The following is a 22,925-nucleotide window of genomic DNA, read 5'->3' as shown; positions in this document are numbered from 1 at the left end:
AAATTTTTACCCGCTAGCATAGAGTTTGGGGAGAACCAAAAACAGAGAGGCGATAAATAATGCTAGCGCCCACTCTGCTAAGACAAACATTACAGGCTGATATGAATGCAAATGCTAAATAGAGAATTGATCAGACTTACGCTCATGGTAGCAATACTTGGGCTTGTCGCTTGCGGAGGTTCGAGCAGCAATTCGTCATCTGCCGGCACTCCAGCAACAGAAAGCCCAGACACGGGTAACCCAGGTGATGCTTCCCTGGGCCGTACCTTTGTCATTCAGCCAGGCGCCGATGCCACCCAGCAAATGCTTGTGGCAATGATTGAGGTTAAGCCAAAAGATGTTATCGAATTCGCCGAAGGCTATTTTGAGCTGACATCCGGCATTCAAATTTCCGGCACCGAAGACATCTTGGTTAAAGGCCAGGGCAAAGACAAAACGGTGTTATCCTTTAAAAATAGCGGTTCTCAAGAAGGCTTTTTAGCCACCACCGTGCGCGGCATTACGGTAGAAGACTTAACCGTGCTCGACTCACCAGGCGACGCGTTTAAACTGCAAGGCGTTGACCACGGCACGCTGCGCGGCGTTCGCGCCATCTGGTCCAGTGGTCGCAATACCGCTAACGAAGACCCCATTACCGCCGCCAACTACACGAGCAAGCTTAACGTTGCCTGTACCGACCCTGCACGCCACAACCCAGACAATCCCAACCCATTGGAAACTGACACCAGCTCCCCCGACTACACTGTGAGCAAGCTATCTGGGCGCTACGGAATCTATCCCGTTAATTCAAAAAATATCTTGGTTGAAGATACTGAATCGGTGGGTGCGTCAGACGCCGGCATCTATGTTGGCCAAACTGACAATGCCATCATTCGCAATAGCCGAGCAGCCTATAACGTTTTTGGTTTTGAAATAGAAAACGTGCGCGGTGGCGAATACGTCGACAACCTATCTGAATGTAATACCGGTGGTTTCCTGGTCTACGATTTAGATGGTCTAACACGCTACGGTAGCCGCACCCGTATGTACCGCAATACCTCTCGCAACAACAATAGCTACAACTTTGCCGAACCCGGCAGCATTGTCTCTAATGTGCCCCGTGGTACCGGCATGCTAACCATGGGCTACGACAAAATCGATGTATTCGAAAACACCTTCGAGAACAACGGCACCGCAGGTATTGTCCACACCAGCTACGAGTTATTTGGTGTGCCCGGCGACCGGCGCATGGACTTGTACAGCGAAGGCGTACACATTTGGAATAACACCTTTAAGGATAATGGTAACGATCTACCGCAGCCAGATTTTGCCGCCATTTTAGAAACCGGTGGTGAGCAAATCACATCGGCCTTTCCCATGTTGGTCGGTTTAAAAATGCTCGCTGGCGCGGGAGAATATCGCGGTGCGCATATCGTTTGGGATGGTTATGAGGACGAATACAATGCCGACTGCCCCTACCCAACTGACAGCAAGGGCGAACCTATTCCTGCAGATGCGGAAGGTAAGCCTATTTCAGGTAACCAATACCCTAACCCGTCTTGTCGCTATAACGCCTACAAATTTAACGACGCAGGCGAGCGCAAAAAACCTCAATGGTGGTATTCGTGTATCGACGCGGATAACAACTTCGACAGTGACAGCGCAACCTTTGCTAATTTCCACGGCACAGAAGGCTTAGAAGTATTAATTAACTTACCACCAGACGGACCAGAAGATATAGTAGATATTATTACCAGTGTTCCAAACTTTCCGGCCGACACGGATTTAACCCCCCATTTGTGCGAACAAAGCTATGGCAGCAATATGGCAGCCTTGCCGCCAATTGTGATACCGGAGTTTGTCGCCTCGGGTAATATTGATCCGGCGCCACCACAATCATTAATCGATCAGCTTTGCCAAACTAATGTGGCTGACGGAAAAATTAATGCAGACGCCTATCGAGTTAATTGCCCGCGCTTGGATCAGTATCATTTATTCAGCGATCCACAAGATCCGACCAGTCTACCTAACGGCCAAGGTGTGCCGTTTGTGCTGAATACAAAATTGTTTTCTGATTATTCCACCAAGTATCGCGTGGCCTATATTCCAGAAGGCGAGCAAGCCATCTACCGCGATGGCGAAGACAATGCCAACGCCGCCATATTGTTCCCGCTAGGCACTATATTAGCCAAGACGTTCTCCTTCACTAACGAACCAAGTCAAACTGAAACAGCTGTTGAAACGCGCTTGATAATAAAGCGTCAAACCAGTGGCGGTCAGTTCTACTGGGAAGGCTTGGAATATAAGTGGACAGTAGAAAATGGCCAAAAAGTCGCCAGATTGCTACAACAAGGCGACGTCGTTAGCGGCAGTTGGGATTACCACGATGTCGACAGTGGCGAGCACTACGTGGGCTCTACCGACAGTTACTCATTGCCGAACGCCAACCAGTGTCAAAGCTGTCATGCCAACGACGACGCCGAAACAGGCACCGCTCCGATTGGGCCTAAAGCGCGTAATTTGAACCGTCCCTTTGCCAGTGAGTCCCCACTGCCTAGCGGCATTGATTCACACCCAATTAATGGCAAAAACCAATTGCTATATCTCTGCCAAAATGGCTTGATGAAAAACTGCCCTAGTAACTTAGCATTGGATTCGACGACGCAGTATTTAACCGCCGTTGAGCGCAACCCCAAATTTAATGTTCCTGGTGATGCGGGCTTCGCCGCTGGCAGCGATCAAGATATTGAAAAGCGCGTGCGCTCATACCTAGAAGTAAACTGCAGCCACTGCCATAACCCTCGCGGCTTAGCCCAGAACACCGGCTTTTACCTCGATGTGTTCCGCTCGGTGAACGACACCTTCGGTATTTGCAAGGGACCAACCGCGAGTGGCACGGAAGGCCGCGGCGGACGCGAATATGACATCGTGCCCGGCAGCGCCATAGACTCTATTTTACCTTATCGCTTGGGGCCCGAGGCGACAACCCTCGCCGCGCGCATGCCTCCGATTGCCCGCAGCACAGTTCACGGCACTGCCTTTAATTTGGTGACCCAGTGGATCAATGAGGTGGTGGACGACAGCTATGACAATGCCGATGCCTGTAAAGGCAGCACCGGTGGCGGCAGCACAGAATCTCTGTGTGCACCCGACGAAATACCGCTGCTTGGTGGCCAATGTCTACCACTTAGCTCAATATTCGGTGAGTTTTAAGTAGTTCATTTGGACATACACCTTTGTCGGTGTATGTCCAAACTGCTCACAGCAGTTACACTTCCGTTTTGTTCAGCAACCACACCACTTCATTGGCAGCAGCACCGCCTTTTAACCCCCCCTCTAATTTCACGCGATCTAGGCATTGCAGAGCGTAAACTGCCTCATAATGATCACGCAGCTCAGCTTCGCCAATTGAAAACGGCGGTCCTTCTTGCAGGTCTTGGTTGTATTCAAAACAAATTATGAGCTGCGGTGCCGCGCGGCAAATTTCCGTCAGCAGAACGGTATAACTGCGCCTCATGCTCTCAGGCAAGGCCACCAATGCCGCGCGATCGTAAATAGCGTCTACCTCGCCGACTAGCTCCGCCGACAGCTCAAAAATATCGCCAACAAATATATCGATATATGGCGCCCGATAGCGACGAAGTTTGCCCAGCTCTGTCACATCAGGACGCAGCCCCAAGTCCGCAAATAAGGCCTCTATCGCCAACTCACTAAGCTCGGCACCAATAACGTGGACACCCTGCGCTAACAACCAAGCAATATCCTTAGTCTTGCCGCACAGGGGAATAAAAACCCGACTACCCACAGCCAAATTCAATTTAGAAAAATGCGCTTTAAGCAAGGGGTTTCCCTGCTCTTGGTGAAACCCAATCTCATTAGCGCCCCAGCGTTGGTGCCAAAACTCTGCATCCATAAACGACTCCTATTAGCAATTAACGTGTATCGGTAGCTGTGCTTGGGAGTATCACGGCTGACAGATAGCATACAAGTTCAAGTCAACTTGAAGTCAAGTGTCGCGATCATACTGCCAATAACGGGGTCATCCATGGACATCACTGAAGTTGCCAAGGCATCCGGATTGCCAAGCTCTACGCTACGATATTACGAAGAAAAAGGCCTTATCCAATCCACCGATAGAAAGGGATTTCGACGACTTTTTTAAGCAGAGGCATTAGACCGCTTAGCGCTTATCTCGACAAGAAAATTGCCGAGCTAAGCCGTATTCGCGATGGACTTAGGCACGCCTCCGTCTGCAAGGCTGATAGCCATTTTGAATGCCCTACATTTTTACGGCTGCTAAACATCGCTGGCAAATCACGCCACCGGCCGAAGCCAAGCTGGTAAAAGCCCGTAAAGGCGTTCGATCTGAATCTACTTGTCGTTAATATCCGTACAAACAGCACAGATAATTACTCACTAACATATTCAGCGGCCCCAGCGCGTATTTACGCCACACAAACCACGACAGCGACTATGAAACTACTTCTCATTGCCTTTGCCCTACTCTTCGTCTTAGCCTGTTCGACGACCGGTTTTAACAAATCCACTGACGTCCGCAAAATCGAGAATATTGTTTTTAAGGAAGTCGACGCCAGCGCGCTAGCCGGAGATATGTATATCCCTGACATTGCTGGCCCCAAACCCGCAGTGATTGTGGTTCACGGCGGCGGCTGGACAAACCGCAGCGGAAAAATGGAAGGCATCAGCAAAAAACTCGCTCACGATGGCTTTGTGGTCTTCAACATCACCTACCGACTCGCACCTGAAAGCCGATATCCGTCGCAGGTTGAAGATGTATCAGACGCTATCACATGGCTCTACCAGCACGCCGACGAATACGAAATTGACCCCCTCAACATCAGCGGTTGGGGTTATTCCGCTGGGGCGCACTTAATCTTAATGGCGGGCTTAGATCGCGACAAATCACCGCAATTACGCAGCATCGTCGCCGGTGGCACCCCCGCCGACCTCACTCGCTGGCCGAACTCACCACTGGTATTGAAACTGATTGGCGAACCTTTAGCGAACGCCGAAGAAACTTGGATAGAAGCCTCGCCCGTCAACCGCGTCGTTAAAAATTCACCGCCGGTATTTTTATACCACGGCCAGTGGGACAGCCTTGTCGAACCGGAACAAATGGCCTTAATGGCCGACGCCCTAAAGAAACAAAACGTCCCGGTTGAAACTTACACGGTGAACTTACTAGGTCACATTCTGACCTACGCCATAGCCAGCGGCGCCGAGCGCAGCGGTATTGAGTTTGTAAAAGCACACGAGGCGAGTGAGTAAATTCGCCTTCGGCTCAAACAGCCTAGCAATTAAACCGTTACTTTCTGCAGTACTCAGCAGTTTTGACGGTGGATTGGGGTAAGGTGCGGGTATCGTAGTGACACTGCACTCTTTGCCTAATACTAGAACGCCACACCCTAATCGTCACAAAATCGAAACAGCGAGCATTATCGACATCAACAGAACAACAATGACACCAAAGGTAAATATTCTCCGTCTAAGCGGCACGTAGTTAGATCCTGTATGAATGTATGCATGAGCGACCCGGCTAATTACAAATAGCCAAGAAAGAATTAATACAGGATAGTTAACAGCCTCAATAACCATTAAGGAAATTGAGAGCACATAAAATAAAACAGGTACTTCAAACTGATTGCGAATGCAGTTGTTTAATTTTAATACATACTCAGGCCATGCATCTTCATACAAACTACGTCGTGCCTCATTTACTTCACCCGCCTTAACTGCGCGAACTTTAACTACGTTAAGCGAAATATACAAAACTATCGTGAGTAAAACCTGTACCAGCACCGGAATCAAAATTAAATTATTATTCATATATATTCCAAATTCATTTGGTGACTCGAACTTACACTAAACTCCGACGTCTGGCTGCATACTTTTTTAAACATTATCCAATTAGACTAATTACATCATTGACTAAAAACAACAAGGGAGGAGAAGACATCAAACTGCATCATTTTTATTGAATAATCAATAATACGATGACTACTGCGCATCTTCCAAATCATCATCAGCCTCAGCCCCCAAACTAACCGACTGCACCACCGGATCATTCAAATCCCAACCGCCGCCAATCACCGCTGCCAATTGCAGCGATGCTTGCAGGCGATCTGCAGAGGTATTTAGTCTTGTACGTCGCGCATTAAGGGTTTGGTTTTGCGCAGTGGCCACTTCTAAAAAGCTTACCAGACCAGACTTATAGCGGTTATTGACGATGCGTTCGTTTTCTTCGGCGAGCTTTAACAATATATCTTGCTGCTCGGCTTTATCTTTTAGCAGGCTGATTGTGGCGAGGGCATTTTCTACTTCTGCCAAGCCATCCAAAACGGTTTGGCGGTAGTTACCGAGTTGCTCGTCATATTGGGCAATGGCGATATCTTTGCTCGCCCTGCGCGCGCCGCCATCAAACAGGGTTTGCACCAGCGACGGCCCCACTGACCAAATAGCTTGCGGTGCATCAAACAAATCGCTAAACCGTGCAGCACTTGCACCGTAACCTGCCGTGATGCTAAAGCTGGGTAACCACGCCGCTTGAGCAACGCCTATTTGCGCGCTGGCGGAGGCGAGCTGACGTTCGGCAGACACCACATCGGGACGCCTTGATATAAGTGTTGACGGAAGTGAAGCAGGTAACACCGGCAGCTCTGGCAGTTGCTCGGTAGGCGTTAAGGCGTAATTTACCGGCGCTTTACCAAGCAGCACCGCAATGCTGTTTTCTTCTATCGCGCGCTGATTTTCTAAATCGATAAGATCCGTTTTTAAGGACTGACGCTGAGTCTCAGCCTGAATCACATCTGAGCGCGGTACGATACCCGCCTCATACTGATTGCTTGTTAGCTTGCTTGATCGCTCGTAGGCAACCATGGTTTGTTCAAGAATAATCTTCTGTAAGTCTAGTGCTCGCAAGCGGATATAACTTTGCGCCACGGCGAGCTGAATAGTTAAACGAGCGGCTACGAGATTGGCTGCACTACTTTGCATATTCGCGCGGCTAGCTTCTACGCTACGGCGCACACGCCCCCACAAGTCGGGTGACCAACTCGCGTTTAGCCGAGCAGAATAACTTTCGCTGACACTAATGCTGTCTCCACCACTGCGGTTGCCACTTAAGGACGCGTCGAGCTGCGGGCTGTAATCACCGCGTGTCAGTCGCCACTGTCCCTGCGCAGCACGATAGCGAGCTTCCGCCTGTGCCAGGGTTTGATTCGCTTCGTTTGCCTGGGTAATTAATAAATTTAATTCGGGGTCCTTAAACGCCGTCCACCAATCGCCCTGCGCCGCCCAACTTTGTGGCGAAATCGTTTGCCAGCCAGCCTCGTATTTAAAGACCGCGGGAACGCTAGACTGCGGCTGCTGGTAATCAGGGCCAACACTACAGGCCGCCAAACCAAGTAGCAGCGGCAACACAAAAACATATTTAACTTTTAATAAATTCATAAATTTTTCACTTCTTTTCGACATAAGTCGCATCGGTGTTTTCTGCCGCGAGACGCTTATCGCCGCTATCCATACCCTGCGATTTGTCACGCAATACGTATTGGCGTAAACGCTCTAAATAGAGATAAATAATCGGTGTGGTATACAGCGTTAAGAACTGACTAACAGCCAGCCCGCCGATAATCGTAATCCCCAAGGGCCGACGTAATTCCGCGCCTTCGCCAAAGCCTATCGCCAACGGCACTGCCCCCAATAAGCCGGCGAGATTTGTCATTAATATTGCCCGCAAACGTAAACGCGCGGCCTGCCTGATAGCCAAATCCGGCGACATGCCATCGCGACGCTGAGCTTGCAGCGCGAAGTCGATCATCAAGATGGCATTTTTCATTACGATGCCGATCAATAAAAACAGCCCCAGCAAGGCAATCAAGCTGAGCTCTGTATGACTAATTTTCAGCGCGAGCAGCGCGCCGATTCCCGCCGACGGCAGGGTCGACAAAATGGTGAGTGGATGTAGCGTGCTCTCGTACAGAACCCCAAGTACCAAATACACGGCTAATAGAACCCACAGAATCAACCACGGCTGACTGAGATCGGCACCAAAATCCGGGCGCCCACCATCCGGTGCAACGTGGACTGCGGTTGGCAGCATAATGCTATCAAGTGCCTCCGCTATGGCGCTTTCCGCCTCAAGTGCCGTTACGCCAGGTGCCAGTGCATAGCCTATTCCCTCTGATGCAAACTGGGCTTCGTGGCGAATGCGATCTTCGCCCATGCCATAATCCCAGGTTGCAAAAGTCGACAGTGGCACTCGCGCACCGTCACTGGTTAATACATTTAACTGGCTCAGTACCGCCGGTTGGGAGGTATAAACGGGCGATAGCTCCATCACCACGCGATACTGATTCATGTCGTCGTATAGTGTCGCAACCTGACGCTGAGAGAAGGCGTTGTTCAGCATGGATGCCACCGTACTCATATCAACGCCGTACTGCCTAGCTAGCTCCCGATCAATGTTCAAGGTGATCTGCCGCGCATCGGCCATACCAATGGCATCAACGTCGGTTAACTCGGGTAGTTCCTGCATGACTAACGACGCTTTGCGACTCCATATATCCAAGGCTTCCAGCGAATCCGAGCGCAGTAACAGTTCATGTTCGCTGCGACTAAACGGCGAACTCAATCGAATATCTTGATCAACCATCATGTATAACATCGCGCCCGGCACTTTGGGTGCATTGGCGCGCAAGCGATCGACGACGGCTTGTGCAGAGACACCGCGCTCAGACAGCGGCTTTAAATTTAAGGTGAGCTGCGCATTAGTCAAACCGCCGCTGCCACCGCTGGTGCCCGTCACGTCCGCAACTGCGGGATCGGTCAAAATGTATTTGCGAAACACCTCAATTTTGGGCTGCATTAATTGGAAGGAAAAGCCGTCATCGCCGCGGACAAAGCCACGCACTTGTCCGGTATCTTGCTGCGGCAAGGACGTTTTAGGCAGTGCAATATACAAATAGACATTGCAGGCAATCACCCCAGCCAACACTAACATCACCACAATACTGTGGCGCAGGGCCCAGTCTAAACTGCTGGCATAACCATTTTTAAGAGACTCAAACATCTCATGGCTATAAGCCGCCATGCGGTTCTCGAAACCTTTTTCACCATTGTCCTCGTCGACAGAGTGTGAATCACGGTGGGGTCGCAGCCAGCGCGCACACAAGCTCGGCGTCAAGGTGAGCGATACCAATAGCGAAATGAGCATAGCCGCCGCCAGGGTAATTGAAAACTCGCGGAATAAGCGCTCGACCACCCCACCCATGAATAAAATAGAGACGAAGACCACCACCAATGCCAAGTTCATCGCCAATAGGGTAAAGCCTACTTCCTTGGCACCCACCAGCGATGCGTGCAGTGGCGACAAGCCGGCTTCAATATGCCGCTCAATATTTTCGAGCACGACAATCGCGTCATCAACCACCAAACCACAGGCAACGACCAAGGCCATTAAGGATAAATTGTTAAGCGAAAAACCGTAGAAATACATGGCGACAAAAGCGCCGATCAACGACACGGGAATGGCAATAGACGGAATTAAGGCCGTGCGAAAGCTACCCAAAAATAGCCACACCACCAACATGACCAAGGCAACGGAAATTAACAGACTCAGCTGCGCTTCACTTAAGGTCGATCTAATCACCGGCGAGCGATCCATAATCACAGACAGTTCACTATCGGCTGGCATTAACGCGCGCAAGCGTGGTAACTCCTGATAAATAGCGTCGATGGTCTCCACGATATTGGCACCACTCTGACGGCTAACCATCAAAATTACGGCTGGGCGATCATTGTGGAAGCCGCTGCTATAGCGGTTTTCTACCGACTCGCTAACTTCGGCAACATCACCCAATCGCACCACAGCGCCGTTATTGTGACGAACCACTAAATCGCGATATTCACTGGCTTTGCGCAGCGGGTCATTGGTACTCACCCGCCAGCGATGACGACTGTCTTCAATAACGCCTAGGGGACGCAAGGCATTTGCCTGGGTAATGGCGTTGCGCACTTCGTCCAGTGCAATGCCGCGATGCAATAGCGCGCCCGGATCTAGCTGCACCCGCACTGCAGGCAAAGACGCGCCACTTACACCAACTTCACCCACTCCAACAATTTGCGCCAAGCGCTGGGCGAGGATTGTCGACGCGGCATCGTATAATTCACTCGGCGAACGATTTTCCGAACTCAAGGCCAGGCCCATAATAGGCGCCTGCGATGGATCTATTTTGCGAAATTCCGGATTGCCCGGCATACCTGCCGGCAACTCACCGCGCACCACATTAATCGCCGCTTGCACATCTCTGGCAGCCTCATCTAAGTTTCGATCAAGGTCGAAGGTGAGCACAACTTGCGTCGATCCCTGATTACTCGATGACGAAATTGACGAGATACCACTGATACTACCGAGCGCCCTTTCCAATGGGGTCGCCACCGTGCTCGCCATACTTTCCGGACTGGCACCGGGTAAGCTAGCGGTGACACTGATTACCGGAAAATCGACCTGCGGCAGCGGCGCTACCGGCAGCAGCCGCCAGGCGAGCAAACCCACCAAGACCAGCGCCAAGGACAGCAAACCCGTCGCAACCGGACGATATATAAAGGGGCGCGACAAATTCATGCATTGCCACTCGGTGAATCGACATCATCGTTCAGGTTTAAATCTGAACCCGAATATTCCTCACCGCTGAAACGATCAAAAAACAAATACACGACCGGTGTCGTGAACAGCGTTAACACCTGACTCACCAGCAAACCGCCCACCATCACCAAACCCAATGGCTGACGTAACTCTGCGCCCGAGCCACCGGCTAACATCAACGGCAAGGCGCCAAACAACGCCGCCAAGGTTGTCATTAAAATAGGACGGAAGCGTAACAGGGCTGCGCGATGAATAGCCTCACGCGGACTCATACCATGATTGCGCTGCGCATCGAGGGCAAAGTCCACCATCATGATGCCGTTTTTCTTTACCAGACCAATCAGTAAGACCACACCAATGACCGCGATCATATCCAGGGAGCGGCCGGTGATAAGCAGCGCGAGCAAGGCGCCAACGGTTGCCGATGGCAAGGTCGACAGAATAGTAATTGGGTGAATCGTGCTTTCATACAAAACGCCCAGCACCACATACATGGTGGCGACCGCCGCTAACACCAACCACAAGGTATTAGACAGCGAGGCCCTAAACGCCTCAGCGGCGCCCTGGAAGCGGCTTTCAATACCCAGCGGTAAACCGATCTCTAGCTGGGCCGCTTCGATTGCCTTAACCGCTTCACCAAGCGAGGCTCCCTCCGCCAAATTGAATGACAAGGTGGCTGCGGGGAATTGGCCTTGATGATTAATGAGCAAGGCCGCTGAACGCTGCTCCACCGTTGCCACGCTATTCAGTGGTGTTGGCACGCCCGAGGAAGTCGGCACATACAAATTGTTCAATGCAGCCAAACCACTGCTCTGCACGGGGTCAACTTCCAACACCACACGGTACTGATTCGACTGGGTAAATAAGGTCGCTATCTGGCGCTGACCGTAGGCGTTCTGCAATGTATCTGCTATCGACGATACGCTTACACCAAGGCGCGCTGCCGCGTCGCGATCAATATTGATATACGCTTCTTCGCCCTGTTGTTGTAGATCACTGGCAACGTCGACCAGCTCTGAGCGCTGCTGCAGAGCCGCCATAAGCTTTGGCACCCACTCGGCAAGTTCGGCGGTGCTGGCGGCGGTAAGCGTAAAACGATATTGGGTGCGAGTAATCTGGTCTTCAATACTCAGCTCTTGCACCGGCTGGAACCACGCTTCAATACCGGCGACATCGTCGGCGCGCTCGCGTAAGCGTGCCATCACATCAAAAACCGATTCACTACGATCGTGATGAGCGGGTAAGTTAATAAACATGCGCCCGCTATTTAGCGTGGTATTGCTGCCATCAACGCCGATAAAAGAGGACAGACTCGAGACCCCAGGGTCTTCAAGCAAGGCGGCTGCCAGAGCTTGTTGACGACGGGACATCGCCGCAAACGAGGTGTTTTGCGGCGCCTCTGTGACGACTTGAATGACACCGCTGTCTTGTACCGGAAAGAAATCTTTATCAACTGCAAAGTACAGTAAGACCGTCAATAAAATGGTCGCCAACATAGCCATCATGGCAGCGGGTTGACGAGCCAAGACCCAGTCCAACATTTCACCGTAGCGAGCAATAAAACGATCCATTGCACCGGGCGCACTGTCCTCAGACTGCAGTGGCTCGCGCAACATTCTCGCGCACATCATTGGCGTTAGGGTTAGCGACACCACCAGCGAAATAGCGATGGCAACCGCCAAGGTCACGGCAAACTCATGGAACATGCGCCCCACGACATCGGCCATAAACAACAGCGGAATTAATACGGCAATCAATGACAGTGTTAAGGAAATTAAGGTAAAGCCAATTTCTTTGGCGCCTTTTAACGCGGCCGCCATCGGCGTATCACCCTCTTCCCGATGACGGGCAATATTTTCCAACATCACTATGGCGTCATCGACCACAAAGCCGGTCGCAATAGTCAGCGCCATTAAACTTAAATTATTGATAGAAAATTCCGCCAAATACATAAAGGCGAAGGTGCCCACCAAAGACAGCGGTACGGCTATGCTGGGAATAATGGTGGCGGGTACGCTGCGCAAAAAGGCAAAGGTCACCAGCACAACTAAGCCGATGGCAAATAGCAATTCCTTTTGCACGTCGCGAACAGAGGCGCGAATACTATCGGTGCGATCACTCAACACCGTGACGTCCACCGCCGTCGGCATGGTTGCGGACAACTGCGGCAGCAGTGCCCGCACCCGGTCAGCAACATCAATCACATTGGCGCCGGGTTGTTTCTGTATGTTTAGCAGCACCGCTGACTGACTATTTGCCCACGCCGCAAGAAAGCGGTCTTCAGCGCCGTCGCTTATTTTTGCCACATCCCCCAAGCGCAGTGGTGCGCCCTCTTGGTAGGCGATAATCAGCTTTTCATAATCCTTTACCGAACGTATTTGATCGTTGGCATCGAGCAAGGTGGTTCTATTGGGGCCATCAAAACTGCCCTTGGGTTGGTTAACATTGGTCGCGGCAATTGCCGAACGAATTTCATTCAAACTTAAACCGTAAGCTGCCACCGCCGTGGGATTAACCTGTATACGCAGTGCCGGACGCTGACCGCCGGCCAAACTGACCAAGCCCACACCCGACAATTGCGCTAGTTTTTGCGCCATACGAGTGTCGACCAAATCGTGAACTTCCGGCAGTGGTAGACTTTCTGAGCTAATCGCCAAAGTCATAATTGGCGCATCAGCCGGGTTCACTTTGCGATAGATGGGCGGTGTCGGTAAATCATTGGGCAATAAACTGTCTGCGGCGTTAAGCGCCGCCTGAACTTCTTGCTCGGCAACACCTAGGTCCACCTCTAGGGCAAACTGCAAGGTAATAACTGAAGCGCCACCCGAACTAGTAGAGGCCATTTGTTTAAGGCCTGGAATTTGCCCCAGCCGTCTTTCTAATGGCGCCGTAATCGTGCGCGCTGTTACGTCTGGCCCCGCGCCTGGATGAAAGGTAAAAACCTGAATGATGGGATATTCCACCTGCGGCAACGCCGCTACCGGCAGCAGTCGCCACGCCAACACACCCGCCACCAAAAGCGCTAGCATCAGCAGTGAGGTGGCCACTGGCCGTAAAATAAAAGGGCGCGACATACTATTCATGATCGCGCCTTAGTGCGGTGACGACGCGGCTGCGCCGCCATCACGATTCGGGCGTTGACCGCCTGCTGAGCTATTAGGTGCTTTTCCACCCTCGCGAGAGCCTGAATCCGCTGCTCCACCCGCCCGCTGCTCTGCGGCGGCCACCGGCGCATCACCATCAACGATGACATCGCGGCGATCGCGCAGACGATCCAAGCCCTCTATCACCACCCGGTCGCCTGCTTGCAAGCCTTCTATAACCGCAACGCGATCACTGTCAACGATGCCGGTGGTAATCGGCCGAATATACGCCTTGCTGTCTTCCACCACGTACACATAACTACCCTGCGAGCCGTGTTGAACAGCGTCAGCGGGAATAGTTAATGCGTCGGCAATACTGTTCAAACGCAGACGCACATTAACAAACTGATTCGGAAATAAACTGTTATCCAAATTTTCAAATTCTGCTCTTACCCGCAAAGTACCTGTTGTGGTATCAATTTGATTATCCAGGGTCACCAACTTGCCAGTGGCGATGATATTTTGTTCGTTGCGATTTAACGCTTCAACACGCAGGGAGTCGCCACCGTTAAACGCTTTAACTAGCGCAGGAACCTCTATCTCAGAAACGGTAAACAGAACAGCAATCGGATGGGTTTGGGTGATAGTCACCAAGCCTTCGCTATCATTGGCGGCGATTAAATTTCCCGCATCGATCCGACGTAAACCAAGCCGCCCTGAAATAGGCGCTTCAATACGAGTCCACGACAATTGCAAACGCGCGTCATCAAGCTGTGCCTGCTGGCTTTTATTTGCACCCTCTAATTCCCGCACCAGGGCAGCCTGACTGTCGAGCTGCTGACGGGCTATTGAGTCTTCAGCGTACAAACCTTGATACAAATTCAAATCAACCTTAGCATTGGCAAGCTGCGCCTGATTTTGCTGAAGCTGTCCCTGTGCCTGCTCAAACTGTGCACGATAGGGAGCGGGATCAATCACCGCTAGCAAATCGCCCTTGCTCACTTCAGACCCTTCAGTGAATACAATCTTGTCTAACACCCCGCCCACCCGACTGCGCACGACCACCGTGTTCATTGGCGTCACAGTGCCAATGGAACGCACTTGCACATCTAAGCCACCTTTTTGGACTGGCACCACACGCACGGACGAGGTCTGACCACCCCAGCCCCTCCGCATGACTTGCTCCGGTGCCGGCGGTGTACGACCCAATAGATACCAAATACCAACAACAAACAGCAGCAATAACACCACCCAAATGACGGCCTTGCGAGAACTACTCAAACGTGGGGAATTGTTCATTTATAAAAAACCATTGCGGACGCTGCAGTAAGAATTCAACACTCATCACTCAGCAGAAAAAATATAGATAATGTTTAAACACAGCGAAGGCAAAAATCCCTCGCTATAAATTGAAAAATTTAGGGTGAGTATACTCTCAAAACACGCTGTCTTTGCCTACGCATCAAATCAGCAAAGAGATCGCACGGTGGACAATAGCGGTGTATTCAATACACATCTCGACAGTACAAACCCGCATCGGCCAAGTCATCAAGCTGTTGATCACCCAATACTCGGCGCAATTGCCGATCAACGCCCGCGGCCATACCCTCGCGGCTACCGCAAACATAGATCGCCGCACCGGCGCTGAGCCATGCTTTCAAATCAGCTACATTGGCTAAAATCGCATCTTGCACATAGGCGGGTTGTTCTCTGCATCGCGAGAATGTTAAGTCGATATGAGGCAAATAGCCGTGATCTTGCCACTCAGCAATTTCATCACTAAAAACACGGTCAGCGCGGGGGCTGCGCTCACCAAACATCAGCCAATTGTCTTTTCTATTGCTTAACTGCCGCGCGCGAAGATGAGCGCGGATACCGGCGAAACCAGATCCATTGCCAATAAATATCACCGGGATATTCGACTCAGGCGCATGAAACAGAGGATTGCGTCGCACCCGCAAGGCAACTGAATCATCGATAGCTAAATGTCTACCCAACCAGTGTGATGCCACCCCCGGAGTACCGTCGCGGCCCTGCAACCGCACCAGCAAATCGAGGCTGCCATCTTCCGGCACAGACGCAATGGAATACTCCCGCTTCGCCAATAATGGCAGGCTCGTCACCCACGCCGACAACGAGTCCAGATCGCCTACCACTGGGCCCGCTATATCGCTGACTGGTAAAGCGCGGCGCTGAAGTTCGTCGATAAGTCTGCAGGCTTTGCCGTCGATCGATAAGCCAGCTTCAAAATCCAGTTTGTACTTTGCCGCAAATTCGGCGCAGCGAATAACGCTATTGCGCGGCAACACTTCTGCGATATCACCCGCCTGCCACAGCGTGTCCAGCGCAACATCACCTAAAACCTGAGCTGGCGAAAACTTGAGATGAACCAGTGGCTCACCAACGCTGCCGACATTAACGACCTTGCGGGAATCCAAATGCCACGACTGGTAGTGATTACGTTGGAAAGACAACTCTATGAGATCAGGCAGCGAAGACTCAGCACCAAAATGGGCGAGCTGCTGATACCAGCGCTGCAAGACTGCATCAACGTTGCCCGTCGCATTCCCATCTAACTCCAAAGGCGCAAACACGGGTGCGGCACCATGGCTGGATAAGCCTTCGTGCAGCTTGTGGCCAAAGGCACAAAAATGTTGATACGCGCTATCGCCCAGCGCCAAGACAGAGAATTTTAAATGCGAAAATTGCGCAGAACTGCCATTTAAGTAGCGCCGCGCGAAGCGGTTGCCATTGTCCGGTGGTTCGCCTTCGCCATAGGTACTGGCCACAAAAAAGGCGTGCTCAGTACCGGCCAATACAGCATCATCAACTCGATTTAATGGCAACACTCGCACCGGCCCAATCGCCTGCAATGCCTTAGCACTGCGTTGCGCCAATGCTAGCGCTACCCCACTCTGACTGGCGTAGGCGACCAGCATCGACGCCGCAGACACGGACGAGTCAACTGATTGCGCACGGCCGCGACTGCCGCGCCGGAATTGCCACAGGCACAGCGCGCCATACCCGAGCAAAACTGCGAGTACGAGTAGCAATCGCTCCGCGAGCACCACGTAAAATTACCGCGCTACGTCAGCAAAGTACTACTGAGGAAGCACTTCTAGCGTCGCCGAGTAACTGCCTTGACGAGTTGTCGCCGGTTTCGCCGCTTTATCGTCTTGGTATTCTGCCTCTAGCCAGTAGCGACCTGCTGATGGCCACTCAATGCTGACCACACCCTTGCTATCACTGACAGCATTAATTTCATTCGGATTATTGCGGTAACGCCCACCGTCTGGAATGACAGTTACGTCAACGCCGACCGCTGGCTTGCCGTCGATCATAAAACGAAACTGCGCTTCTTCGCCTGAGAACAAATCATTGGGATGAGTAATCGGCTCCATTTCTAAACCTTCGTTTTGCAAAGCAAACACGGTTTTACTTGGCTGACCCGCTGTGACAAAGGTTTCCATGCGACGCGATGACTGACTTACCTGCAGATTCTTTGCATTTTTAGGCACGGCTTTTTTAAACTCACCCGGTGCTGGCGTTTCACCACGGCCGGGCCAAAAGCCGCGTTTTCCGGCTTCTGTTTCCCAGCGCGCACGCAAGCCGCTGCTAGCACTAAACACTTTGTAAGTACCTTCTTTGCTCAACTCTAAGTCAAAGCTGCTGCGGTATTTGCCAGTGTGCTGGTTTTGCATCTCGACTTCTTTACCGTCGGGGCCAATTGCCTTCATGCCGTTTAAGCGCATCGGTGCGTGGTCGGTGAAAAAAATATCGTTAGACACCGCCGCATCAAAAGTCACCCACGCATTTTCACCAGATAATACCGTTGCTGCGGGCAGCACCCATGCACGGTGAGCATTCGCGACAAGGGGGAGTGAACATGCCAATAAAGCAATTATCGCCAGTTTAGATTTCTTCATATACAGTCTCCAAAATAGTATTTAATGCCCAAAACAGACGCGGTATTTCAATACCAAATCGTCAGCAGAATAATTAAGGTGCTAAGCTCAAAAGGATTTTGCCCAGCTCGGTCTTCCCATCTGTTTCCAGGGTCGTTGAGGATTTCACCGGCCACTGAAACGGAATTTTAAGCAGCTCACGACCACCAACTTCGCGGGCCGCCTCGACATATAATTTATAGCTTCCGGGGGCGAGGGAATCGGCCACCTTGGCAAGATCAACACTATGCACACCAGGTTGCTGTGTTGCTCCGCTTACCCCATCAAGCGGCATGCTTGCGCTACGTCCGCTGCGACGCCACCACTGGCGCATATCCTTTAGCCACTGCTCGCCCTTGTCATCGCGTTTATCTAGCTGATACCACACTGCTAAATTCGTTACATCGCCGCTGTCGTCATTCTGCAGCCACATCGCCACATAGGGACGGTGATACTCCGCCACATCAATGCGGGGCAACTCAACGGATAGTGCCAAATCGCCAGCCTGTGCCGAGGTCGCCATCGCAAGCCCTATCAGGCTCACCGCTGTCATTTTCTTGATCATTAACACGCCCTTTCAGTAAGTTTTAAAAATGTTTTAATTAAATTCTGTTTTGATAAGTTCAATGCACAAACAAAATTATCAGTATCAGCGGTATCACCAAGCCCAAACCAACCATCGGCCAGGTTGAGGGACGGCTCGCTGCATGGCGCTGCAATAACAGCAAACCAGATACACAAAACACCACGCAGGCAATCGCAAATACATCTATAAACCAACTCCACGCCGCGCCCGTGTCGCGCCCTTTGTGCAAGTCATTTATATACGCCACCCAACCTCGGGTGGTGCGCTCGTACAAAATATCGCCGCTTGTTAAATCCAAACTCAACCAAGCATCACCACCGGGTCGCGGCAACGCCACATACACGTCTTCATCACTCCATTCACCGCGCACCGAGCCTGCTATATAAATATTTAGCTCGCTCTCTAACCAGCCTCGCAACTCGGCATTGAGTGGCGCTTTGTCAGCGTCCGGCAACTCGATGTCGTCTAAAATTTGCTGTGGCAACACCGCTTCTATTGACGTAATCACCGGTGTAGCCGGAATGATTGCGGCATTGTTTAAAGTAATTCCAGTGACCGAAAACAGCAGCATGCCGACTAGGCACACCGCCGAGCTGATCCAATGCCATTGCCGTAGTGAGCCCAAATGCCATACCGCGCTAAACCCTTTCAAACTCATATATGACAGACTCTAGGCAAGCACGCCGCGCAGTGAACATATCGCAACATCGCTATTAGCTCTCTGGCTCGGTTACAAAACCCAACTTTAAAATGCCCGCCCGCTGCACCGCCGCCATGACTTTTAAAACATGCTCGTAGGTCGCACTGCGGTCACCGCGAATATGCACCTCGGGCTGCACGGGCTTCTCGGCAGCAAGGTAAAGGCGCTGCTCCAAGTCCTCCATCGACAGCTCGGTTTTGTCCCAGTGAATTAATCCGTCCGCCGTGATTGATAAGGTCACCGCATCAGGTTTAATTTCATTCGGCGTATTGTCAGCGCGAGGCAAATCGACTTTTACCGAGTTGGTAATCACCGGCACAGTGATAATAAAAATAATCAGTAAGACCAACATCACGTCGACCAGCGGCGTCATATTGATCTCGCTCATTACCTCACTGCTGTCGTCATCCAAACCGCCACCGAACGCCATCTCAGACTGCCTCGCTGCGCTTTTGCTGCGCCTTGGCTAGACTGCTAATAGACTCAGCATTGCGATTAGCGGGTGCCGCGCCGGTAATTAAATAAGCGTGGAGTTGATGCGCAAAACGATTCAGCTTACTGATAATCGCCTTGTTGCCACGGGCCAGAGTGTTGTACGCCAATACCGCTGGAATCGCGACTGCCAAACCAAAGGCCGTCATGATCAGGGCCTCCCCGACTGGGCCAGCAACTTTGTCTATGCCCGCTTGACCAGAAACACCAATATTCACTAGCGCGTGATAAATGCCCCACACCGTACCGAACAAACCGACAAACGGTGCCGTCGAGCCTACCGATGCCAAGACGGCTAATCCGCGCTGAAGGTTCTCTGAACTCTCGTCGATGGAACCCTTTAAGCACGCTGTGAGCCACTCCGCCAGGGGCAAATGCCCGTGCAAATCAGCCTTGTGGTTTACGTGGTGGTCCAAGCCCGACTGTCCTTCTTCGGCTAAATTGCGGAAGGGGTTATCGCGTTGATTACCGAGTAAGTGCAAGCCTTCAGCAAAACTCTGGGCATGCCAGAAATCCACCAGCGCGCGGGTCGGCTTGCGCAAGCGAAATAAACGCCAGGAGCGGATGACAATGACATACCAGGAGGCGATCGACATCGCCAACAACATCATTGCCACCACCTTGATGACCATGTCGCCCTGACTCCAGAGCGCTTCTACGCCATAGGGGTTTTCCATAAATCTACTTCCTCAATCGATCTTGCTATGGGCTAATGCCGCTTCAAAATGGCTAATGCTGTCAGTAACTGCGCTTACTGATTCAGCGAGAATTCCAAAGGCTGTAAATACCAATAGGAAATCGGCTCGTCGCCGCGCTTGGCGGGTAAATATCGCCAGCGCTTTACTGCCTTCATCGCAGTTTTGTCCAAGCGCTCAAAACCGCTGGATTTTTTAACTCGCACCTCTCCGACCTTGCCATCAGGCAAAATCAGCAATTCTAAAATCACGATGCCCTCTTCCTTCAAACGCCGAGAAATAGTCGGATACGCCGGCGCAGGATTATTCAAGGGGTTCGCGTCATGGCGCGGCGGCGTAATCGGGGCTCCCAATGCCTTATTGTCTTCCTCTGCTAGCTTCGCCGTTTTCTGCACTGGCGGCGGCGGAGGTTGCGGCTCCTCAGCTCGATCTTCGCGGCGTATCGCCTTCTCAGACGGCGGCGCTTTTGGCAGCGGCGGCAATTTCTGTTTTGGCTTTGGCAGCGGCTTGGGCTTTGGCTTTGGCTTTGGTTTAGGAAGCGGCTTAGGTGGTGTTTCGACCTCCTTTTGCGGCGGCGGAGTTTTACTTGCGCTGGGAATTTGCACTGCCTCGGCAGGTGGAGCCGGGATTATTACGCCCTGAATAGTGGGCATCACCAATACGTTATTCTCAGGTGACGGCAACCAAAACACAGCGGCAATAGCCCCACCATGTAGGAAAAGCACAAAGAACAAGCCGAGCCACGAATCCCTTCTTCTCATCTGCGAAAGCCTTGATACAAAGAGATCGCAACAAGAGCGAAACGCAAATCTATAATGGGGTTATCGCTAGCCTTGTACCCGCAACCAGCTCCTCCCCCATTAAATTGCCAGTCCGCAGCGCGCATTTATCACTTGAATTCCGTGGTATTTATCCAAAACAGCGCCCAATAACCGCAGCGCCAAGCCTAGGGCGCAAGATTACTATAAATGATAATGATTATCAAAGACAAATAAGAAACAATTTTATTACGTTTTAGATCTAGACATGGCAGCTAGTGGTGCGACGCGACTAAAATACCCACTTAGGGCAATAAGATCGGCGGTTTACAGTATATTTTTGCGATAGTACATCTTATGCTCGTAGCTCGTGCTTAGGCTTATCTCTCTGTAAGAAGCCATCACCACTTTATTGCTAAACCGCCCTATCGCTAACTGCGGCAGGTGAAGAACAGATAGAGCAATAAAAGAATAAGGAAGGCAATGAAGAATTTAGATGTCGTCATTTTAGGCGCGGGCATGTCAGGCCTGTGCATGGCAATCAAGCTACGCGAAGCTGGCATTAGCAATTTTGAAATAATCGAAAAGAACAGCGAGGTCGGTGGCACCTGGCATGAGAATACCTACCCTGGCGCCTGCTGCGATGTGCCCGCGGCGCTTTATAGCTTTTCCTTTGAACCCAATCCAGATTGGAGCCGCACCTACTCGCCGCAACTAGAAATTAAACGCTACTTTCAGCACTGCGCCGACAAGTATGCACTGCGCCCCCATATCCGCTTTAATTGCGAAGCGGTGAGCGCTGACTATCAACAAGAAGGCCATTGGCTGATAACTCTCGCAAATGGCGAGCAACTACGCAGTCGTATCTTAATTTCCGGCATCGGCCAATTGAACCGGCCCAATATTCCCCACTTTGCCGGCGCCGAACAATTTACCGGCCAGACCTTTCACTCCGCGCGATGGCGACACGACCTGGATTTTAAAGGTAAACGTATTGCCGTCATTGGCAGCGCAGCCAGTGCTATTCAGCTCATCCCTGTTTTGGCAAAACAGGCCGAAAAAGTATACGTCTATCAGAGAAGCGCGAGCTACATCATCCCCCGCGAGGACCGCGCATACTCCACTGGCGCAAAACGCCTTTTTAGAAACCAGCCGTGGACACAAAAACTGCTGCGCCTGTTTTACTACCTCCGCCAGGATTACTTCACCTTTGGCGCCATGTTGGTGGGCTCGCTACGCGGCAAAATTATTAACGTAATCTTCAAAAAATACCTTAAAGCCAGCATCAGCGACCCGGAGCTACGCGAGCTGTTGCGTCCAAATTACCCACTAGGCTGTAAACGAATATTAGTCAGCGACGACTTTTATGACGCCTTTGAAAACTATAATGCTGAGCTTGTCACCTCAGCGATCCAGGGCATGGACTCAGAGGGAGTACTCACTAACGACGGCATTCAGCGCCCCGTTGACGTTATCGTGTATGCAACCGGTTTTAAAGCCACAGATTTTTTGGTGCCACTCATCGTGCACGGCGAGAACGGCATAGACCTCAATACGGTTTGGCGCAACGGCGCCGAAGCCCATCGCGGCGTTGCCCTAGCGGGCTTCCCCAATTTTTATATGCTATACGGCCCCAACACCAACCTAGGCCACAGCTCCATTATCTATATGGTAGAGAAGCAAGTGGGCTACTTAATGCAATGCATTACAAAAACCCTCAAGGAAGACCTGCGCAGCCTTCAGCCAACAGCCGTGGCGCAACAAGCGTTTAACAAGCGAATGCAAGACGCCTTAGCTGATACAGTATGGGGAGGCGACTGCGGCAGCTGGTATAAAAACGAATCCGGCAAAATCATCAACAATTGGCCCTACAACACAACGCGCTTTGGTCGTGAAATGAAAACCGTTGATTTTGATGAGTATCGGCAAGAGCGGGGTTAAAGAAGATCAGCCTCCTCACCGCCACGGAAAATAGCAATAATGCCTCGTTAGTATTCTTTATCCTCTCGCCATGAAGAGATA

At 51.5% G+C, this 22,925-nt stretch carries 16 protein-coding genes and 1 pseudogene; 4 read left to right on the top strand and 13 right to left on the bottom strand.

Translation table 11 applies throughout. The features are described from left to right. Positions 1-111 precede the first annotated feature (111 nt). Positions 112-3,192 carry a parallel beta-helix domain-containing protein gene (locus AAC007_RS01095; RefSeq protein WP_339674150.1) on the top strand — a complete coding sequence of 1,027 codons (3,081 nt, stop codon included), beginning with the start codon at positions 112-114 and terminating at the stop codon, positions 3,190-3,192. A gap of 55 nt (positions 3,193-3,247) precedes the next feature. Here AAC007_RS01095 and tmpT read toward each other — a convergent pair whose 3' ends face one another. Beyond that, positions 3,248-3,892 carry a thiopurine S-methyltransferase gene (tmpT, locus tag AAC007_RS01090; RefSeq protein ID WP_339674148.1) on the bottom strand — a complete coding sequence of 215 codons (645 nt, stop codon included), beginning with the start codon at positions 3,890-3,892 and terminating at the stop codon, positions 3,248-3,250. Between the two features lie 132 nt (positions 3,893-4,024). On the opposite strand from tmpT, the pseudogene AAC007_RS01085 reads away from it, so the two are divergent. Together AAC007_RS01085 and AAC007_RS01080 are read left to right on the top strand one after the other, a co-directional pair. Further along, a pseudogene (locus AAC007_RS01085) lies at positions 4,025-4,323 on the top strand (MerR family transcriptional regulator). A gap of 129 nt (positions 4,324-4,452) precedes the next feature. Then, positions 4,453-5,268 (top strand): alpha/beta hydrolase, encoded by an 816-nt coding sequence (locus tag AAC007_RS01080; RefSeq protein ID WP_339674145.1) that lies wholly within the window; start codon positions 4,453-4,455, stop codon positions 5,266-5,268. Between the two features lie 144 nt (positions 5,269-5,412). Here the strand turns inward: AAC007_RS01080 and AAC007_RS01075 are convergent, their stop codons facing one another. From AAC007_RS01075 to AAC007_RS01020, 12 genes are all read right to left on the bottom strand, one after another. After that, positions 5,413-5,826, bottom strand: coding sequence for an MAPEG family protein (locus tag AAC007_RS01075; protein WP_339674143.1), 414 nt, complete (start codon positions 5,824-5,826; stop codon positions 5,413-5,415). Positions 5,827-5,997: 171 nt separating this feature from the next. Next, positions 5,998-7,449, bottom strand: coding sequence for an efflux transporter outer membrane subunit (locus AAC007_RS01070; protein WP_339674141.1), 1,452 nt, complete (start codon positions 7,447-7,449; stop codon positions 5,998-6,000). 7 nt (positions 7,450-7,456) lie between these two features. Beyond that, positions 7,457-10,624, bottom strand: a complete 3,168-nt coding sequence (locus AAC007_RS01065) for an efflux RND transporter permease subunit (protein WP_339674139.1) — start codon at positions 10,622-10,624, stop codon at positions 7,457-7,459. Continuing rightward, complete coding sequence (locus AAC007_RS01060) at positions 10,621-13,728, bottom strand: multidrug efflux RND transporter permease subunit (RefSeq protein WP_339674137.1); 3,108 nt, start codon at positions 13,726-13,728, stop codon at positions 10,621-10,623. Before AAC007_RS01060 ends, AAC007_RS01065 begins: the two co-directional genes overlap by 4 nt. A gap of 9 nt (positions 13,729-13,737) precedes the next feature. Continuing rightward, positions 13,738-15,027, bottom strand: a complete 1,290-nt coding sequence (locus tag AAC007_RS01055) for an efflux RND transporter periplasmic adaptor subunit (RefSeq protein ID WP_339674134.1) — start codon at positions 15,025-15,027, stop codon at positions 13,738-13,740. A 206-nt stretch (positions 15,028-15,233) separates the two neighbouring features. Continuing rightward, the gene (locus AAC007_RS01050) at positions 15,234-16,799 is read right to left on the bottom strand and encodes a sulfite reductase subunit alpha (protein ID WP_339674132.1); all 1,566 of its coding nucleotides are present in this window, start codon (positions 16,797-16,799) and stop codon (positions 15,234-15,236) included. Between the two features lie 30 nt (positions 16,800-16,829). Beyond that, positions 16,830-17,654, bottom strand: a complete 825-nt coding sequence (locus tag AAC007_RS01045) for a DUF4198 domain-containing protein (protein WP_339674130.1) — start codon at positions 17,652-17,654, stop codon at positions 16,830-16,832. A 73-nt stretch (positions 17,655-17,727) separates the two neighbouring features. Further along, positions 17,728-18,237: a DUF2271 domain-containing protein gene (locus AAC007_RS01040; protein ID WP_339674127.1), complete on the bottom strand. Its 510-nt coding sequence runs from the start codon at positions 18,235-18,237 to the stop codon at positions 17,728-17,730. Between the two features lie 58 nt (positions 18,238-18,295). Continuing rightward, complete coding sequence (locus tag AAC007_RS01035) at positions 18,296-18,916, bottom strand: PepSY-associated TM helix domain-containing protein (protein WP_339674125.1); 621 nt, start codon at positions 18,914-18,916, stop codon at positions 18,296-18,298. A 55-nt stretch (positions 18,917-18,971) separates the two neighbouring features. Further along, positions 18,972-19,388 (bottom strand): biopolymer transporter ExbD, encoded by a 417-nt coding sequence (locus AAC007_RS01030; protein WP_219042190.1) that lies wholly within the window; start codon positions 19,386-19,388, stop codon positions 18,972-18,974. Between the two features lies 1 nt (position 19,389). Beyond that, positions 19,390-20,127 carry a MotA/TolQ/ExbB proton channel family protein gene (locus tag AAC007_RS01025; protein ID WP_339674122.1) on the bottom strand — a complete coding sequence of 246 codons (738 nt, stop codon included), beginning with the start codon at positions 20,125-20,127 and terminating at the stop codon, positions 19,390-19,392. Between the two features lie 74 nt (positions 20,128-20,201). Then, the gene (locus AAC007_RS01020; RefSeq protein ID WP_339674120.1) at positions 20,202-20,906 is read right to left on the bottom strand and encodes a TonB family protein; all 705 of its coding nucleotides are present in this window, start codon (positions 20,904-20,906) and stop codon (positions 20,202-20,204) included. A gap of 480 nt (positions 20,907-21,386) precedes the next feature. Here AAC007_RS01020 and AAC007_RS01015 point away from each other — a divergent pair, with 480 nt between their 5' ends. After that, the gene (locus AAC007_RS01015; protein WP_339674118.1) at positions 21,387-22,844 is read left to right on the top strand and encodes an NAD(P)/FAD-dependent oxidoreductase; all 1,458 of its coding nucleotides are present in this window, start codon (positions 21,387-21,389) and stop codon (positions 22,842-22,844) included. Positions 22,845-22,925: the final 81 nt, after the last annotated feature.

This window comes from uncultured Zhongshania sp., assembly GCF_963975605.1.
Lineage (GTDB): Bacteria > Pseudomonadota > Gammaproteobacteria > Pseudomonadales > Spongiibacteraceae > Spongiibacter > Spongiibacter aquimaris.
Note: the sequence above shows the minus strand (reverse complement) of the source record. Positions and strands in the feature narration are given on the sequence as shown.

Bases quoted from the DNA above. Each gene is read 5' to 3' on its own strand.
- AAC007_RS01095 (WP_339674150.1), top strand. From the start codon at position 112: ATGCTAAATAGAGAATTGATCAGACTTACGCTCATGGTAGCAATACTT.
- tmpT (WP_339674148.1), bottom strand. From the start codon at position 3,892: ATGGATGCAGAGTTTTGGCACCAACGCTGGGGCGCTAATGAGATTGGG.
- AAC007_RS01080 (WP_339674145.1), top strand. From the start codon at position 4,453: ATGAAACTACTTCTCATTGCCTTTGCCCTACTCTTCGTCTTAGCCTGT.
- AAC007_RS01075 (WP_339674143.1), bottom strand. From the start codon at position 5,826: ATGAATAATAATTTAATTTTGATTCCGGTGCTGGTACAGGTTTTACTC.
- AAC007_RS01070 (WP_339674141.1), bottom strand. From the start codon at position 7,449: ATGAATTTATTAAAAGTTAAATATGTTTTTGTGTTGCCGCTGCTACTT.
- AAC007_RS01065 (WP_339674139.1), bottom strand. From the start codon at position 10,624: ATGAATTTGTCGCGCCCCTTTATATATCGTCCGGTTGCGACGGGTTTG.
- AAC007_RS01060 (WP_339674137.1), bottom strand. From the start codon at position 13,728: ATGAATAGTATGTCGCGCCCTTTTATTTTACGGCCAGTGGCCACCTCA.
- AAC007_RS01055 (WP_339674134.1), bottom strand. From the start codon at position 15,027: ATGAACAATTCCCCACGTTTGAGTAGTTCTCGCAAGGCCGTCATTTGG.
- AAC007_RS01045 (WP_339674130.1), bottom strand. From the start codon at position 17,654: ATGAAGAAATCTAAACTGGCGATAATTGCTTTATTGGCATGTTCACTC.
- AAC007_RS01040 (WP_339674127.1), bottom strand. From the start codon at position 18,237: ATGATCAAGAAAATGACAGCGGTGAGCCTGATAGGGCTTGCGATGGCG.
- AAC007_RS01035 (WP_339674125.1), bottom strand. From the start codon at position 18,916: ATGAGTTTGAAAGGGTTTAGCGCGGTATGGCATTTGGGCTCACTACGG.
- AAC007_RS01030 (WP_219042190.1), bottom strand. From the start codon at position 19,388: ATGGCGTTCGGTGGCGGTTTGGATGACGACAGCAGTGAGGTAATGAGC.
- AAC007_RS01025 (WP_339674122.1), bottom strand. From the start codon at position 20,127: ATGGAAAACCCCTATGGCGTAGAAGCGCTCTGGAGTCAGGGCGACATG.
- AAC007_RS01020 (WP_339674120.1), bottom strand. From the start codon at position 20,906: ATGAGAAGAAGGGATTCGTGGCTCGGCTTGTTCTTTGTGCTTTTCCTA.
- AAC007_RS01015 (WP_339674118.1), top strand. From the start codon at position 21,387: ATGAAGAATTTAGATGTCGTCATTTTAGGCGCGGGCATGTCAGGCCTG.